Below are 14,757 nucleotides of genomic sequence, written 5' to 3'. Positions count from 1 at the left end.
TGGCGAACCGCCTCACAGCACCAGGTTCACCAGCCGGCCCGGCACCACGATCACCTTGCGCGGCGTGCCGCCGTTCAGCAGCTCGGCCACCTTCTCCTCCGCCAGCGCCGCCGCCTGCACCTCGTCGACGGACGCCGACGCGGACACCACGACCCGCGCCTTCACCTTGCCGTTGACCTGGACCGGGTACTCCACCGTGTCCTCGACCAGGTACTTCTCGTCCGCCTTCGGGAACGGGCCGTGCGCCAACGACTCGCCGTGACCCAGCTTCGACCACAGCTCCTCGGCGATGTGCGGGCTCAACGGCGCCAGCATCAGCACCAGCGGCTCGGCCAGGACGCGCGGCGCGCCACCGGAGAAGTGCTTGGTGACGTAGTTGTTCAGCTCGATCAGCTTCGCGCCCGCCGTGTTGTACCGCAGGTTCACGAAGTCCTCGTGCACACCGGCGATCGTCTTGTGCAGCAGCCGCAGCGCTTCCTCGCCCGGGTCCGCATCGGTGACCCGCACCGAGCCCGTGCTCTCGTCGACCAGGTTCCGCCACAGCCGCTGCAGGAACCGCTGCGCGCCGACGACGTCCTTCGTCGCCCACGGCCGCGACACGTCCATCGGGCCCATCGACATCTCGTACAGCCGGAACGTGTCCGCGCCGTACTTCGCGCACATGTCGTCCGGCGTCACGACGTTCCGCAGGGTCTTGCCCATCTTGCCGTACTCGCGGCGCACCTCTTCGCCCTCGAAGAAGAACTTGCCGTCGCGCTCCTCGACGTGCTCGGCGGGCACGTACGTCCCGCGCGCGTCGGTGTACGCGTACGCCTCGATGTAGCCCTGGTTGAACAGCCGCCGGTACGGCTCGTCACCGGACACGTGCCCCAGGTCGAACAGCACCTTCTGCCAGAACCGCGAGTACAGCAGGTGCAGCACCGCGTGCTCCACACCACCGATGTACAGGTCGACGCCGCCCGGGTCGGACCCGCCGTGCTCGCCGGTGCGCGGGCCCAGCCAGTACCGCTCGTTCTCCGGGTTGACGAACCGCTCCGTCTCCGTGGGGTCCACGTACCGCAGCTGGTACCAGCACGAGCCCGCCCAGTTGGGCATGGTGTTGGTCTCGCGCCGGTACTTCCGCGGCCCGTCGCCCAGGTCCAGCTCGACGGTGATCCAGTCCTGCGCCCGGGACAGCGGCGGCGACGGCTCGGAGTTCGCGTCCTCCGGGTCGAACGTCCGCGGCGAGTAGTCGTCCACGTCGGGCAGTTCGATGGGCAGCATCGACTCCGGCACGGCGATCGGCGCGCCGTCCTCGTCGTACACGATCGGGAACGGCTCGCCCCAGTACCGCTGGCGCGAGAACAGCCAGTCGCGCAGCTTGTACTGCACGGTGCCCTCGCCCCGGCCCTGCTCCTCCAGCCAGGCGATGATCTTCTTCTTCGCCTCGGCGACGTCCAGCCCGTCCAGGCTGACGCTGCTCTCGTGGCTGGAGTTGATCGCGGGCCCGACGCCGGTGTACGCCTCGCCCTCGAAGTCCGCCGACGGCTGCACGGTCCGGATGATCGGCAGGTCGAACGCCTTCGCGAAGTCCCAGTCGCGCTGGTCCTGGCCCGGCACCGCCATGATCGCGCCGGTGCCGTACCCCATCAGCACGTAGTCCGCGACGTACACCGGGATCCGCGCGCCGTTGACCGGGTTCACCGCGTGCGCGCCGGTGAAGACGCCGGTCTTCTCCTTGTTCTCCTGCCGGTCCAGTTCGGACTTGCGGGCCACCTCGCGCCGGTACGCCGCGATCTCCTCGACCCGATCGGCGGACGCGATCACGTCCAGCAGCGGGTGCTCGGGCGCCAGCACCATGTACGTCGCGCCGAACAGCGTGTCGGGCCGGGTGGTGAACACCTCGATGTCCAGGGACGAGCCCTCGACCGCGAACTTGACCCGCGCGCCGTGCGAGCGCCCGATCCAGTTGCGCTGCATGGCCTTGACCTTCTCCGGCCAGTCCAGCCGGTCCAGGTCGTCGATCAGCCGGTCCGAGTACGCGGTGATCCGCATCATCCACTGGCGCAGGGAACGCCGGAACACCGGGAAGTTGCCGCGCTCGCTGCGGCCGTCCGCGGTGACTTCCTCGTTCGCCAGCACGGTGCCCAGACCGGGGCACCAGTTCACCGGTGCCTCGGACAGGTACGCCAGGCGGTACTGCCCCAGCAGCTTCTGCCGCTCCACGCCCGTCAGCTCGGCCCACGGCTCGCCCGGCGTCGGCCGCTCACCCGAGGCGAACTCCGCCTCCAGCTCGGCGATCGGCCGGGCCTTGCCCGCCGCGGTGTCGTACCAGGAGTTGAAGATCTGCAGGAAGATCCACTGGGTCCACTTGTAGTAGCCCGGGTCGATGGTGGAGATCCGGCGGCGCTCGTCGTGGCCCAGACCCAGCGAGCGGATCTGCCGCAGGTAGGTCTGGATGTTCTCCTCGGTGGTCTTGCGCGGGTGCTGGCCGGTCCGCACCGCGTACTGCTCGGCGGGCAGGCCGAACGCGTCGAAGCCCATCGTGTGCAGCACGTTGCGGCCGGTCATCCGGTGGTACCGGGCGAACACGTCGGTGCCGATGAAGCCCAGCGGGTGGCCGACGTGCAGGCCGGCGCCCGACGGGTACGGGAACATGTCCTGCACGAACAGCTTGTCGGCCGGGACGTCACCCTCGAGCGGCCCGACCGGGTTCGGCGCGTGGAAGGTGCCGTGCTCCTCCCAGTGCTGCTGCCACCGCTGCTCGATCTCGCCCGCCAGTTCGGCGGTGTAGCGGAAGGCGGGCGTCGCGTCCGCCGCGTCGGTGCTCATCGGGATGTCCCTCTCCATCGGTACCTGCCCCTGACATGACGAAACCCCCCAGCCCGGAAGGGCGTGAGGGGTTGCCGCGCGGACCTGGTTGACGAGGTCTGCGCGGCTAGCTAAGGAGCAGGCGGGCCTTGCTCATGCCGTCAACGGTATCAGCGCACCGCAAGTGCGATGAACCGGGTGAACTCCTCGGCCGCGAAGTTGTCGTCGCTGACCAGTAGCAAGGTGCGCTCGCCGGTGCGCAGCCGCGGGCCCCAGGTCAGGCCTTCGACGTTGTCGATCACGGGTAGCGGGAAGTCGTGCAGGTCGGCGAGGAGCCTCTTGCGGACCGGGCGCACTCCGTCTTCCAGGACGTCCTGGTCGCGCACGTCCGACGCGCCCGCGATGTCCACCTGGAAGAGGCGGACCTTGTAGTCGGCGCCGGGCACCCAGCTGCGTTCGAGCGCGTAGTACCGGCCGGGCACCTGCTGGTCGGCGAGGATCGCGGGCACGCCGGTGTCCGGGCCCCACGGGCCGGGCTCGGGCTCGGCGAACAGCGGCTCCAGCGGGTAGGCGTGCTGGGCGAGGACGGCGCCGTCGCGGCCCTGCACGGTGAGGCGGGTGAGCGCGCCGCGGTCCGCGGTGGGCAGGTCGCCGTCCTGCAGGAGCGGACCCTCGACCACGCTGGTGACGAGCGCGCCGCGGGCGGAGAACGTGATCGCTTCGAGGGCGAGGTTGCGGCGCGGGCCGCGGTCCGGGGTGATGGCGTAGTTCGCGGGCAACGGCAGGCTGCCCGCGTACGAGCCGTCCCGGCGGGCCTGCTGGATGGACGGCTGGACCACGGCCGGACCGGTGGTCTTGGGCCGCTCGCCCTCCTGGCTCCACCAGTAGTCACCGGTCACCGGGTCGATCCGGATCTCCTCCGGGTCCACCGTGCGGCCGTCGTCCAGCGGCGGCAGCGAGTAGGTGTTCCCGTCCGGGTGCAGGAGCGCCCGGGTGCCGGTGATGCGGACGTCGTGCACGCCGGAGTCGTCGACGGCGAGTTCGGCGGTGTAGAAGCGGGCCGGGTTCGTGTACGAGCGGTCGTCGCTGATCAGGACGTACTCGCCGGTGCGCGGGTCGCGGTCGACGCCGGACAGGCCGCCGACCGTGGTGCCCTGGAACTGGAGGCCGTGCGGGAGGGTCGTCTGGCCGAGGAAGCGGACCTGCGGCGCGGCGCCTGCGGCCGGAGCGGCCGATACCAACGCCGCCGCGACGCCCACCGCGGCCAAGCAAGATCGAAGCTTCATTGTGCTGAGCTTGCCGAGCGGGAAGTCCGACCGTAAGAGCACCTTCGGGTGAAGCCGGGGCTGGTTCGACCAAGATCGAAAGACCCGCCTACCCTCGGCAGGGTGAACATCGTGCTGCCAGTGGTGCTGGGTCTGATCGGCGTCGCCTTCGGGACGATCGGTTTCCTGGGCGTGCGGGGCCTGCTGCACCGCAACCGCTTCTTCGGCGTGCGCACCAAGGCCGCGCTGCGTGACGACGAGACGTTCGCGCTGGCCAACAAGGTCGCCGGTGTGCCGAACGTGACCGCGGGCGCGATCGCCCTGGTGGCGGCCGTTGCGGCGGCGGTGACCCCCGGGTCGGCGCTGGTGATGGGCCTGGTCGGGCTGGTCGGCAGCCTGGTGCTCGCGGGTGCGGGCGGCGTGCTGGGCCACCGCGCGGCCGAGGCCATGCCCGCGCAGGCGCCCGCGGGTTGCGGCGGCTGCGCGTGCTCCACCGGTGGCGGCTGCGGAGTGCTGACCCGCGCCTGAGCCGTTCGCGACGCCGGGGTCGCCGGGTCGCCGGATCGGCTAGTTGCGGCGGGTGTCGGTGGGGTAGGTCGCCAGCAGGGCGGTCGGCATGCCCTGACGGCGCAGCACGCGACCCCACAGGTCGACGTTCGGCGGGGTGAGGACGTCGTCCGGCAGGCCCTTCACCACGATCCAGTCACCGCGGGCGATCTCGTTGCCCAGCTGGCCCTCGCCCCAGCCCGAGTAGCCCGCGAACACGCGCATCCCGCGCACCTTCGCCACCAGGGCGTCCGGGTCCGCGTCCAGGTCGACCAACGCCACCGGACCGTGTACGCCGACCACACCGTCGAGTGACGCCAGGTTCTCGCCGGTGCGCAACGCGGCCAGGCACAGCGCCGTCTTCTGCTCCACCGGCCCGCCGATGTACACCGCCTGCGGCCGGGTCACGTGCGGCCCCCACGCGGGCAGGACGTCGTGCACGGCGACCTCGCTCGGCCGGTTCAACACCACCCCGAGGGTGCCTTCGCCCCGGTGGTCGATGATGTAGACCACGGTCCGGCGGAAGTTGGCGTCGGTCAGGCTGGGTGCCGCGACCAGCAGGGAACCCGGTTCGACGTCGGCATCAGGGCGCACGGTGTGCATGATCCCAGACGGCGCCCGCCATCCCCGCCGCGCAGCACGTCCAAGGCGTCATGGGCGGAACATCCGGGCTACCGTGTTCGTTGTAGGGAGCGTCAGGCGCCATCGAGTCCCCCGGGCCCACTTCACAGCCTGCGCGGAACACCGTTCGGCTGGAGCCGCGTAGTGCCACCCGCCGAGAGGCGACCGGGCGCCTGGCGCCAGGGAGGCCGGACCCGTTCGGGTCCGGCCTTCGTGGTTCCCGGGGTTCCCGCACCGTTGGCGTTCCGCTTCCCTTCCCGGCACGTCGTGCGCGCACGTCGAGGCATAGGCTCACCGACGTGACCACTGCCGGCAGCACCGCGGCGAAGCACCACCTCGGTGTCCGGAAGCTCCTCGCGGTCGCCGATTTCCGCAGGTTGCTGGCCTCCCGGCTGGCGGCCCAGTGGGGCGACGGCCTGTTCCAGGCGGGTCTCGCGGGCGCGGTCCTGTTCAACCCGGAGCGCCACGCCGACCCGCTCGCCGTCGCGGCCGGGTTCGCCGTGCTGCTGCTCCCGTACTCCCTGGTGGGGCCGTTCGCGGGTGCCCTGTTGGACCGGTGGGACCGCCGCCGGGTGCTGGTCGTGGCGAACCTCACCCGCGGGCTCTTCATCCTGCTCACCGCCGCGGCCGTCGGCGCCGGGCTGGACGGCGTGCCGCTGTACGCCTCGGCGCTGTTCGTCACGGGGGTGAGCCGGTTCGTCGGCTCCGGCCTGTCCGCGTCCCTGCCGCACGTCGTCGACGGCGACCACCTGGTCGAGGCGAACGCGTTCGTCACCACGCTCGGCGCGTTGACCGCCGTGCTCGGCGCGGGGTGCGCGGTCGGGTTGCGGGCGCTCCTGGGCTCGGGGGACGGCGGCTCGGCCTGGACCACGACGTTCGCCGTCGCGGGGTCGCTCGGCGCCGCTTTCCTCGCGTCCCGGTTCGCGCGTGGCGTCCTCGGGCCGGACGAGGTGGACGAGCCCAGCCGGACGGTCACGGCCGTCGCCATGGGCCTGCTGGACGGCGCGCGGGCCGCGTGGCGCGCTCCCAGCGTCGCCGCCGCCCTGCTGGCGCTGCTCGCGCACCGGGCCGGGTTCGGGGTGTCGCTGCTGCTCACGCTGCTGCTGATGCGCAACTCGCTCACCGACTTCGGGCCGTTCAAGGCGGGCATGGCGGGGCTCGGCGAGGTCGCGATCGCGGGCGGCGCGGGCATCCTGCTGGCGGGACTCGTGACCGACCGCGTGGTGGACGTGCTCGGCCGGCGCGGCACGGTCTGCGGCGCGCTGCTGCTGGCCTCGGCGACCCAGCTCGGCCTCGGCCTGCCCATGCTGCTGCCGACCATCCTGGCCGCGTCGTTCTTCCTCACGTTCGCGGGTCAGGTGGTCAAGCTGTGCGTGGACGCGGCCGTGCAGGGCGACATCGGCGACGAGGTCCGCGGCCGGGTGTTCGCCCTGTACGACACGCTGTTCAACGTCACGCAGGTGGCCGCCGTCACCGCCGCGGCGGCCGTCGTGCCGCTGGACGGCCGCTCACCGGGTCTGGTGATCGCCGCGACGGTGGCGTACCTGCTCGGCCTGCTCGGCTACCTCGTGCTGACCAAGCGGTCACCGCGGTAGCGGCAACCGGATGATCCCGGTCTCGTGGGCGTAGACCACCGCGGCCATCCGGTCGCGCAGGTTCAGCGCCCGCAGGATCTCGGACACCACCGCGCCCACCTGGTGCTGGCTCAGCGCCAGCACCCTCGCTATCTCGTGGTCGGCGAGCCCTCTGGCCAGGCAGCGCAGCACCGCGCGCTGCCGGTCGGTCAACGCGTCCAACCCCTGTGCCCGGGTGCCCCCCTCGGACAATCCCCAAGCATTCATACGACACCACCCCCAGTGCGCGTGCGACGCACACAGTCATGGTCTCGCAACAGGCTGTCACTGGCCAAGCCGTAAGCCCGAGATTGGGCAGTTGGTGTCAATCACCAGGCGGCCGGACGCCCTCCGCACGCGCCCACGCGAGCAGTTCGGCCACCGCCTCGTCGTGGTCCAGCGGACCCCGGTCCAGGCGCAACTCCTTGAGGAACTTCCACGCCTTGCCGACCATCGGGCCGGGCGGCAGCCCCAGCAGCCGCATGATCTCGTTGCCGTCGAGGTCCGGCCGGACCCGGTTCAGGTCCTCCTCGGCGGCGATCCGCTCGATCCGGCGCTCCAGGTCGTCGTACGTCCGCTGGAGCGCGTTGGCCTTCCGCTTGTTCCGGGTGGTGCAGTCGGCCCGGACGAGCTTGTGCAGCCGCGTCAGCAGGTGATCGGCGTCGGTGACGTACCGGCGCACCGCCGAGTCCGTCCACTCACCGCTGCCGTAGCCGTGGAACCGCAGGTGGAGGTACACGAGGTTGGCGACGTCCTCGATGATCTCCTTCGAGTACTTGAGGGCGCGCAAACGCTTGCGGACCATCTTCGCGCCGACCACCTCGTGGTGGTGGAACGACACACCGCCGCCCTCCTCGAACCGCCGGGTGTCCGGCTTGCCGATGTCGTGCAGCAGCGCGGCCAGCCGGAGGACCAGGTCCGGTTCCGGCCCGCTCGCCGGGTCCGCGGCCTCCAGGTCGATGGCCTGGTCGAGCACGACCAGCGAGTGGTGGAACACGTCCTTGTGCTGGTGGTGCTCGTCGATCTCCAGCTTCATCGCGGGCAGCTCGGGCAGCACGACGTCGGCGAGCCCGGCCTCCACCATCAGCTCGACGCCCGCGCGCGGGTGCGCGCCGGTGAGCAGCTTGGACAGCTCCACCTGCACGCGTTCGGCGGTGATGCGGGTCAGCTCGCCGGCCATGGCGGTCATCGCGTCGAGGACGCGGGGCGCCACGGTGAAGCCGATCTGGGACACGAACCGGGCCGCGCGCAGCATCCGCAGCGGGTCGTCGGAGAACGACTCCTGCGGCGTCGCGGGGGTGTCCAGGACCTTGGCCTCCAGCGCCGCACGCCCGCCGGTCGGGTCGATGAGCCGCCGTTCGACCACGTCGTACGCCATCGCGTTGACGGTGAAGTCGCGGCGGACCAGGTCGCCCTCGATGGTGTCGCCGAACGTCACCTCGGGGTTGCGGGTCACGCCGTCGTAGGCGTCGGCGCGGAACGTGGTGATCTCGACGGTCTGCCCGTGCTTGGTCGCGCCGACCGTGCCGAACGCGATGCCGGTGTCCCAGATCGCATCCGCCCAGCCCTTGACCAGCGCCATGATCTGCGGCGGGCGGGCGTCGGTGGTGAAGTCCAGGTCGCCGGAGAGCCGGCCGAGCATCGCGTCCCGCACGCTGCCGCCCACCAGGTAGAGGCGATGACCGGCCGCGGTGAAGCGGGCGGCCAGGTCTTCGGCGACGGGGAGGGCGCTCAGCAGTTCCACCACGGCATTGTCCTGCCCAGCGGCGGTGGAGGTGACGGGTCCGGACACGAGGAGCCAGCCTACTGGTCGGGGGCGGGCCACCCGAACGAGTTGTCCACAGAGGAGCACCCACGGGTAACGGCGATCACTGATCGCTACAGGGCTGTCACGTCCCGTAATTGCAGGTCGCCACTACCATCAGGGCATGCCCCAGTCGTCCGGTCGCTCCGGCGGTCCCAAGCCGAGGCGCCGGAACAGGCGTCGCGGCCGGCGGCTGAAGACCGTCGACGAGACCTCGGCGGGCGGACTGGTGCTGGACTTCGAGCAGCACGTCGCCGCGGTGATCGGGCGGCTCGACCGACGCGGCCGGTTGTTGTGGTCGCTGCCCAAGGGGCACATCGAAGCTGGTGAGACCGCGGAACAGACCGCGGTGCGCGAGGTCGCCGAGGAGACCGGTATTCATAGCAGGGTGCTGCGACCCCTCGGTTCGATCGACTACTGGTTCGTGGCCGAGGACCGGCGGGTGCACAAGACCGTCCACCACTTCCTCCTGGAAGCGCTGGGCGGCGAGCTTTCCGACGAAGACGTGGAGGTCACCGAGGTGGCGTGGGTGCCCCTTGGCGAACTGGACGACCGGCTCGCCTACGCGGACGAGCGTCGACTGGTGCGCCGAGCCGCCGAACTGCTCTCCGAGTACCAGACGGACGGGGCGGAGTCGGCGTGAAACGGCTGCTGGCCGCACTCGCGGCGGCGGGGGTCCTCGTCGTGACGACGGGAACCCCGGCCCAGGCGGCGCCCTCCGACGGCGAGCGGTTGCCGGTCAGGCCGGCGCCCGCGACCCAGGTGTGGTCGACCAGGGCGCTGTCCGGCCAACCAGGTCAGCAGTCGCAGGTCTTCCTGCGCCTGGACGTCGAGGAGATGACCCCCCGGGTGATCACCGCGGACGGGCCGGAGACGATCACCATCGCCGGCCAGGTGGTCAACGTCAGCGACCGGACGATCAAGGACATCGAGCTGCGCCTGGAGCGCGGCGACCCGCTGACCAGCGAGGACGAGGTCCGCAAGGCGCTGCGCGAACCGACCGACGCGGAGGTCGTGCAGCCGTACTTCACCCGGATCGCGGACCGCCTCGACCGCAACGAGTCGAAGCCGTTCACGCTCACCGTCCCGCTGCGCGGCGGCGCCGACCCGACCGCGCTGCGGATCAGCGAGCCGGGCATCTACCCCATCCTGGCCAACATCAACGGCGTGCCCGACTACGGCGGCCGGGCCCGGCTGGCCGCGTTGAGCACCCTCCTCCCCGTGCTCGCGATGCCGGGCGGCACGCCGCCGCCCGCGCCCGCGAACCCGGCCAAGATCACCCTGCTGTGGCCGCTGGCCGACCGGCCTCGGCTCGTCTCCACCGGCCCCACCGTGCTCACCGACGACGAGCTGGCGGGCTCGGTCGCCATGGGCGGCCGGCTGTACGGCCTGCTCAAGGCGTACGAATCGGCGCTGACCAGCCCGTTGGGCGCGGGCGTCTGCCTGGCCGTCGACCCGGACCTGCTGCGCACGGTCGCCGCGATGGGCGAGGGCTACGAGGTGCGCGGACAGGGCGCGGGCAAGGGCGCGAACGAGGCCGGGCTGTGGCTGGCCCAGCTGCGCCTCCTCGTCGCCGGCCGCTGCGTGATCGCGCTGCCCGACGCGGACGCCGACCTGGTCGCGCTGTCCCGGGCCCAGCTCACCGAGCTGAGCGGCCTCGCGCTGAACGGCGCCGACGTGGTCCGCCAGATCCTCGGCGTGCAGCCGACCCAGGGCCTGACCTGGCCCGAGGACGGCGTGCTCGACGAGCAGACGCTGGCCTCCCTCACCACGCAGGGCGTCACGTCGCTGGTGATCGACCAGTCGGCCGTCGCCGGCACGCCCGGCACCGGGCCCGTCCGGCTCGACGCGGCGGCCGACCGGCCGGTCACGGCGGTGCGCGTCGACGGCATGGTGTCCGACGCGCTGCGCGGTGCGGCGGCGACCCGGCCGGTCGCGGGCGTGACCACGCCGAGCGAGACCCGGCCGGTGTCGGTGCAGAACGCGCTGGCCGCGCTGACCTTCCGGGCCGGGTTCCAGGACACCGGCCAGAACGTGGTCATCGCACCGCCGCGCCGGTGGAACGCGCCGACCGGCGAGCTGCGCACGCTGCTCCAGACCACGAACGCGCTGATCGACGACAGGTTCGCCGCCCCGGCGGCCCTCGGCTCGCTGCTGGAGGCCACGCCGCAGCAGCAGGCGATGTTGAGCTACCCCGTCGAGTCCGGCGCGCGCGAGGTGCCGCCCACGGTGACCGCCGCGATCGGCGAATCGTGGCGGCGGGTGCAGCAGCTGTCCGACGCCATGCGGCAGGAGGACGCGGCGTCCACCGACCCCGGTGACCTGGTCGGCCCGCTGCGACTGGACCTGCTGCGCGCGGCGTCCGGGGCGTGGCGCGGTGACGAGGACGAGGCTCGCGCCTCCCTGGCGATCGGCCGCGCGCGGATCGACGAGTTGCAGAGCCAGGTCTCGGTGACCGAGCCGAACAGCCCGATCCTGCTCGGCTCCGGCGACAGCCCCATCCCGCTGTCGATCAAGAACCGGCTGGACGTGCGGGTCACCGTGCGGATCGTGATCGAGGACACCCCCGGCATCGTGGCCCAGGAGTCGACGAACATCGAACTGCCCGCGCGCGGCGACCGCCTGGTGCGCATCCCGGTCGAGGTGCAGCGGTCCGGGCGGTTCCCGGTGCACGTCAGGCTGGTCACGCCGAGCGGGGTGGAGCTGGGCGGACGGGCCCGGCTGGAGGTGTCGTCCTCCGCGTACGGGACCATCACCGTCGTCATCACCTGCCTGGCCGGCGCCGCGCTGGTACTGCTGTCCGCCCGGCGCATCTACCGTCGTCTGCGGGCGGCGAAGGCCGCCGCCGCGCAGGTGCCGGACGACGCCAGCGGGGTCACGCCGCCGGAGAGGTCGAGCACGAGTTGAGCGGAACGAGCACGGTGGCCCAGGAGCAGCAGCAGCAAGGCCCGTCGCTGGCGCGCGCCAGCGGTTCCATGGCCATCGCCACCATCGTCAGCCGGGCGTCCGGTCTGCTGTCCAAGCTGCTGCTGATCACGATCATCGGCGTGGACGTGCTGAGCGACTCCTACCAGGTCGCCACCACGCTGCCGACGATGATCAACGAGCTGCTGCTCGGCGGCGTGCTGACCAGCGTGGCCATCCCGCTGCTGGTGCGCGCCGAGAAGGAGGACGGCGACGGCGGCGAGTCGTACGCCCAGTGGATGATCACCATGTCGGCGGTGGTGCTGGGCATCGGCACGGTCGTCGCGGTCGCGTGCGCGCCGCTGCTGACGGCGATGTTCATCGGGTCGTCGCAGGCCAACCCGGCGCTGGTCACCGCGTTCGCGTACCTGGTGCTGCCCGGCATCGTGTTCTACGGGCTGTCGGCGATGCTCGGCGCGATCCTCAACACCCGGCACGTGTTCGGCCTGCCCACGTGGGCGCCGGTGCTGAACAACGTCGTGGTGATCGTGACGCTCGGCGTCTACTGGCTGATGCCGGGGGAGGTCTCGCTCGACCCGGTGCGGATGGGCGAGCCGAAGCTGCTGGTCCTCGGCCTCGGCACGATGCTGGGCGTCGGCGTGCAGGCCGCCGTGCTGCTGCCCGCGCTGCGGCGGACCGGTTTCCGGTTCCGCTGGCGGTGGGGCTGGGACCGGCGGCTGTCGGAGTTCGGCGGCCTGGCGTTCTGGGTGCTGCTGTACGTGGCCCTCGGTTTCGTCAGCATGATGGTGCTGACCAGGGTCGCGACCCACGACGACGGCGCGATCACGGCGTACAACATGCAGTGGTTGATCGCCCAGGTGCCGTACGGCGTGCTCGGTGTGTCGCTGCTGACCGCGTTGATGCCGAAGATGAGCCGCGCGGCGGCGGCGGACGACAAGGACTCGCTGGTGGGCGACCTGTCGTTCGGCAACCGGATGTCGGCGATCCTGCTGATGCCGTTCAGCGCCTTGATGACGGTCGCCGGTGTGTCGATCGGCCTGGCCCTGTTCTCGTTCGGCGCGTCCGGCAACGACGGCGGCGAGGCGATCGGCACGGCGCTGGCGCTGTCCGCGTTCGGCCTGGTGCCCTACGCGATCACGCTGCTCCAGCTCCGGGTGTTCTACGCGATGAAGGACGCCCGGACGCCGACGCTGATCCAGGCGGTCATCGTGGTGGTGCGGATCGCGCTGCTGTACGGGTTCCTGGCGTTCTCGCCGCCCGGGAAGCTCGCGGTGGGGGTGTCGATCGCGATGTCGCTCAGCTTCGTGGTCGGCGCGCTGGTGGGCCAGGTGTGGCTGCGCTTCCGGCTCGGCCGACTGCGCACCGGTTACACAGCGTGGACGATCTGCCTCACGGTCGTGGCGTCCGCGATCGCGTTCGGAGCAGCGACCGGACTGGCCTGGCTCGCCGTCCGCGTGGTGGGAATCGAGTCCCGCTTCGTGGGTGCGTGGGTGGAAGTCCTGATCCAGACGATCGTCGGACTACCGCTGAGCTTCCTGCTGCTGGCACTGTTCCGAGTACCCGAGGTGAAGCCGGCCGTCGCCAAGATCAGTCGTTTGGTGGGCCGCCGATGACCCCTGCGGCACGCTCCGTTCACGTACCCTCGGCCCCGTGAGCAGCGGTCCGATCCAGAACACCTCGCTGGTACCCGGCGGGGTGATCGGCGACGGCCGGTACCGGCTGCTGGCGCAGTCCGGTGTGGACCGCAGGTGCGACGCGCACCTGTGGCGGGCCCGGGACGGGCAGCTCAACCGGGACGTGGCGCTGACCGTCCTGGTGGGCAACCCGGCCGACCACGCCGCGGCGGCGCGGGCCAAGCGGACCGCGGAACGCGCGATGCACGCGGCCAGCTTCACGCACCCCGGTGTGTCCCGGGTGATCGACGTGCTGACGCCCGGCGCCGGGATCAAGCCCGAGGAGGGCATCCTCGGCGTGATCGTGGCCGAGTGGACCCAGGGCACCGACCTGATGGACCTGATCGCCGAGGGCCCGTTGCCGGCCGGCGCGGCGACGCGGCTGCTGGAGCCGTTGGGCGCGGCGATCGAGGGCGCGCACCACGCCGGCCTGGTGCTGGGCGCGGACCACCCGCACCGCATCCGCGTGACGTCCGACGGCCGGCTGCGGCTGGCGTTCCCCGGCCCGCGGCCGGACGCGATCGCGCGCGACGACGTCAAGGGCCTCGGCGCGATCCTGTACCTGCTGCTGACCGGGAAGTGGGCGCTGCCGGACGGCCCGGACGGCGTGCCGGTGGCGCCGACGGCGCCGGACGGTTCGGTGCTCCCGCCGAGCGCGCTGCACCCGTACGTGCCGCACGAGCTGTCGTCGGTCGCCGTGCGGAGCCTCGAGGACACCAGCGTCGGCGGCATCCGGACGAGCGCGGCGATCCTCCAGGTGCTGGACCAGATCGCCCAGTCCGAAGCCCAGACCGCGCTGATCCGGCCGGTCCAGGACGACGGGTCGGACGACGGCGCGGTGTGGACCACGCAGCGGCCGGCGCGCGACAAGGGCCGCAAGCGGAAGCTGCTGATCAGCGTGGCGGTGCTCGCGGTGGCGACGCTGGCCGTGATCGTCTGGCTCGGCGTGCAGATCGTGAGCTTCTTCAGCGACGAGCCGTCCCGCGGCGGCGGGCCGACGGTCGTGATCGGCCAGTCCAACCCGCCGGGGGAGAGCGGCCAGCCCGCGCCGCCCGCGCCCCAGCCGGCCGGTCCCGTGCAGCCCGCGTCGGTGGGCGTGTACGACGTGACCAACCAGCCGGACAACGCCAACCGGGCGAGCCGCGCGGCCGACAACAACCCGACCACGGTGTGGCAGACGGAGAACTACTTCCAGCCGTTCCCCGCGTTGAAGCCGGGGATCGGGCTGATGGCCGGGTTCGCCGAGCCGGTGAAGCTCGCGTCGGTGACGATCACGTCGCCCAGCGCCGACACCATGGTGGAGATCCGGGTCGCCGGCGCGCAGGGCGCGCCGCTGAACGAGACCAAGGTCATCGCCACCGCGACCCTGTCCGCCGGGCAGACCCAGATCCAGCTCAACGACCACGACCCGACGCAGCACGTGCTGGTGTGGATCACGAAGCTCTCGGGCAGCGGCAAGAACAACAAGTCCGAGATCGCGGAACTCGTCTACACCCGCGCCCAGTAGCCCGACCTCGGCG

11 protein-coding genes are annotated in these 14,757 nt (G+C 71.8%); 6 read left to right on the top strand and 5 right to left on the bottom strand.

Going from position 1 to position 14,757, the window contains the following annotated elements:
- Positions 1 to 12: 12 nt before the first annotated feature.
- Entirely contained in the window at positions 13 to 2,811 is a 2,799-nt protein-coding gene (gene leuS / locus OQ02_RS01300) for a leucine--tRNA ligase (protein ID WP_033436900.1), read from the bottom strand.
- A gap of 149 nt (positions 2,812 to 2,960) precedes the next feature.
- A complete protein-coding gene (locus OQ02_RS01295; protein WP_033436313.1) occupies positions 2,961 to 4,076 on the bottom strand; it encodes an esterase-like activity of phytase family protein in 1,116 nt (371 codons plus the stop codon).
- A gap of 102 nt (positions 4,077 to 4,178) precedes the next feature.
- On the opposite strand from OQ02_RS01295, the gene OQ02_RS01290 reads away from it, so the two are divergent.
- Positions 4,179 to 4,583: an SdpI family protein gene (locus tag OQ02_RS01290; protein ID WP_033436312.1), complete on the top strand. Its 405-nt coding sequence runs from the start codon at positions 4,179 to 4,181 to the stop codon at positions 4,581 to 4,583.
- A 39-nt stretch (positions 4,584 to 4,622) separates the two neighbouring features.
- Here OQ02_RS01290 and OQ02_RS01285 read toward each other — a convergent pair whose 3' ends face one another.
- Positions 4,623 to 5,204, bottom strand: coding sequence for a YqgE/AlgH family protein (locus OQ02_RS01285; RefSeq protein ID WP_033436311.1), 582 nt, complete (start codon positions 5,202 to 5,204; stop codon positions 4,623 to 4,625).
- Positions 5,205 to 5,521: 317 nt separating this feature from the next.
- On the opposite strand from OQ02_RS01285, the gene OQ02_RS01275 reads away from it, so the two are divergent.
- Complete coding sequence (locus tag OQ02_RS01275) at positions 5,522 to 6,817, top strand: MFS transporter (RefSeq protein WP_033436309.1); 1,296 nt, start codon at positions 5,522 to 5,524, stop codon at positions 6,815 to 6,817.
- On the opposite strand, the gene OQ02_RS01270 is transcribed toward OQ02_RS01275, so the two are convergent.
- Both OQ02_RS01270 and OQ02_RS01265 read right to left on the bottom strand, forming a co-directional pair.
- The gene (locus OQ02_RS01270) at positions 6,806 to 7,048 is read right to left on the bottom strand and encodes a response regulator transcription factor (RefSeq protein ID WP_197043185.1); all 243 of its coding nucleotides are present in this window, start codon (positions 7,046 to 7,048) and stop codon (positions 6,806 to 6,808) included. The genes OQ02_RS01275 and OQ02_RS01270 overlap by 12 nt on opposite strands.
- Positions 7,049 to 7,160: 112 nt before the next feature.
- On the bottom strand, positions 7,161 to 8,627 hold the full coding sequence (locus tag OQ02_RS01265; RefSeq protein WP_033436307.1) for a CCA tRNA nucleotidyltransferase: 1,467 nt from the start codon (positions 8,625 to 8,627) through the stop codon (positions 7,161 to 7,163).
- Between the two features lie 136 nt (positions 8,628 to 8,763).
- Here OQ02_RS01265 and OQ02_RS01260 point away from each other — a divergent pair, with 136 nt between their 5' ends.
- Genes OQ02_RS01260 through OQ02_RS01245 form a run of 4 tightly spaced genes read left to right on the top strand, consistent with a single transcriptional unit; the run spans position 8,764 to position 14,744 of the window.
- Positions 8,764 to 9,282, top strand: a complete 519-nt coding sequence (locus OQ02_RS01260) for an NUDIX hydrolase (RefSeq protein ID WP_033436306.1) — start codon at positions 8,764 to 8,766, stop codon at positions 9,280 to 9,282.
- A complete protein-coding gene (locus OQ02_RS01255) occupies positions 9,279 to 11,546 on the top strand; it encodes a DUF6049 family protein (RefSeq protein WP_033436305.1) in 2,268 nt (755 codons plus the stop codon). Before OQ02_RS01260 ends, OQ02_RS01255 begins: the two co-directional genes overlap by 4 nt.
- Positions 11,543 to 13,177, top strand: a complete 1,635-nt coding sequence (gene murJ, locus OQ02_RS01250) for a murein biosynthesis integral membrane protein MurJ (RefSeq protein ID WP_081915318.1) — start codon at positions 11,543 to 11,545, stop codon at positions 13,175 to 13,177. The genes OQ02_RS01255 and murJ overlap by 4 nt, the downstream gene beginning before the upstream one ends.
- 37 nt (positions 13,178 to 13,214) lie before the next feature.
- Positions 13,215 to 14,744: a protein kinase family protein gene (locus tag OQ02_RS01245; RefSeq protein ID WP_033436303.1), complete on the top strand. Its 1,530-nt coding sequence runs from the start codon at positions 13,215 to 13,217 to the stop codon at positions 14,742 to 14,744.
- Positions 14,745 to 14,757: the final 13 nt, after the last annotated feature.

The organism is Saccharothrix sp. NRRL B-16314, from assembly GCF_000716595.1.
Lineage (GTDB): Bacteria > Actinomycetota > Actinomycetes > Mycobacteriales > Pseudonocardiaceae > Actinosynnema.
The sequence above is the reverse complement of the archived record's forward strand: the minus strand, read 5'-3'. Positions and strand labels throughout refer to the sequence as shown.

What these genes read in the sequence shown, in the direction of transcription:
- leuS (WP_033436900.1), bottom strand. Translation starts at nt 2,811, where the DNA reads ATGAGCACCGACGCGGCGGACGCGACGCCCGCCTTCCGCTACACCGCC.
- OQ02_RS01285 (WP_033436311.1), bottom strand. Translation starts at nt 5,204, where the DNA reads ATGCACACCGTGCGCCCTGATGCCGACGTCGAACCGGGTTCCCTGCTG.
- OQ02_RS01295 (WP_033436313.1), bottom strand. Translation starts at nt 4,076, where the DNA reads ATGAAGCTTCGATCTTGCTTGGCCGCGGTGGGCGTCGCGGCGGCGTTG.
- OQ02_RS01260 (WP_033436306.1), top strand. Translation starts at nt 8,764, where the DNA reads ATGCCCCAGTCGTCCGGTCGCTCCGGCGGTCCCAAGCCGAGGCGCCGG.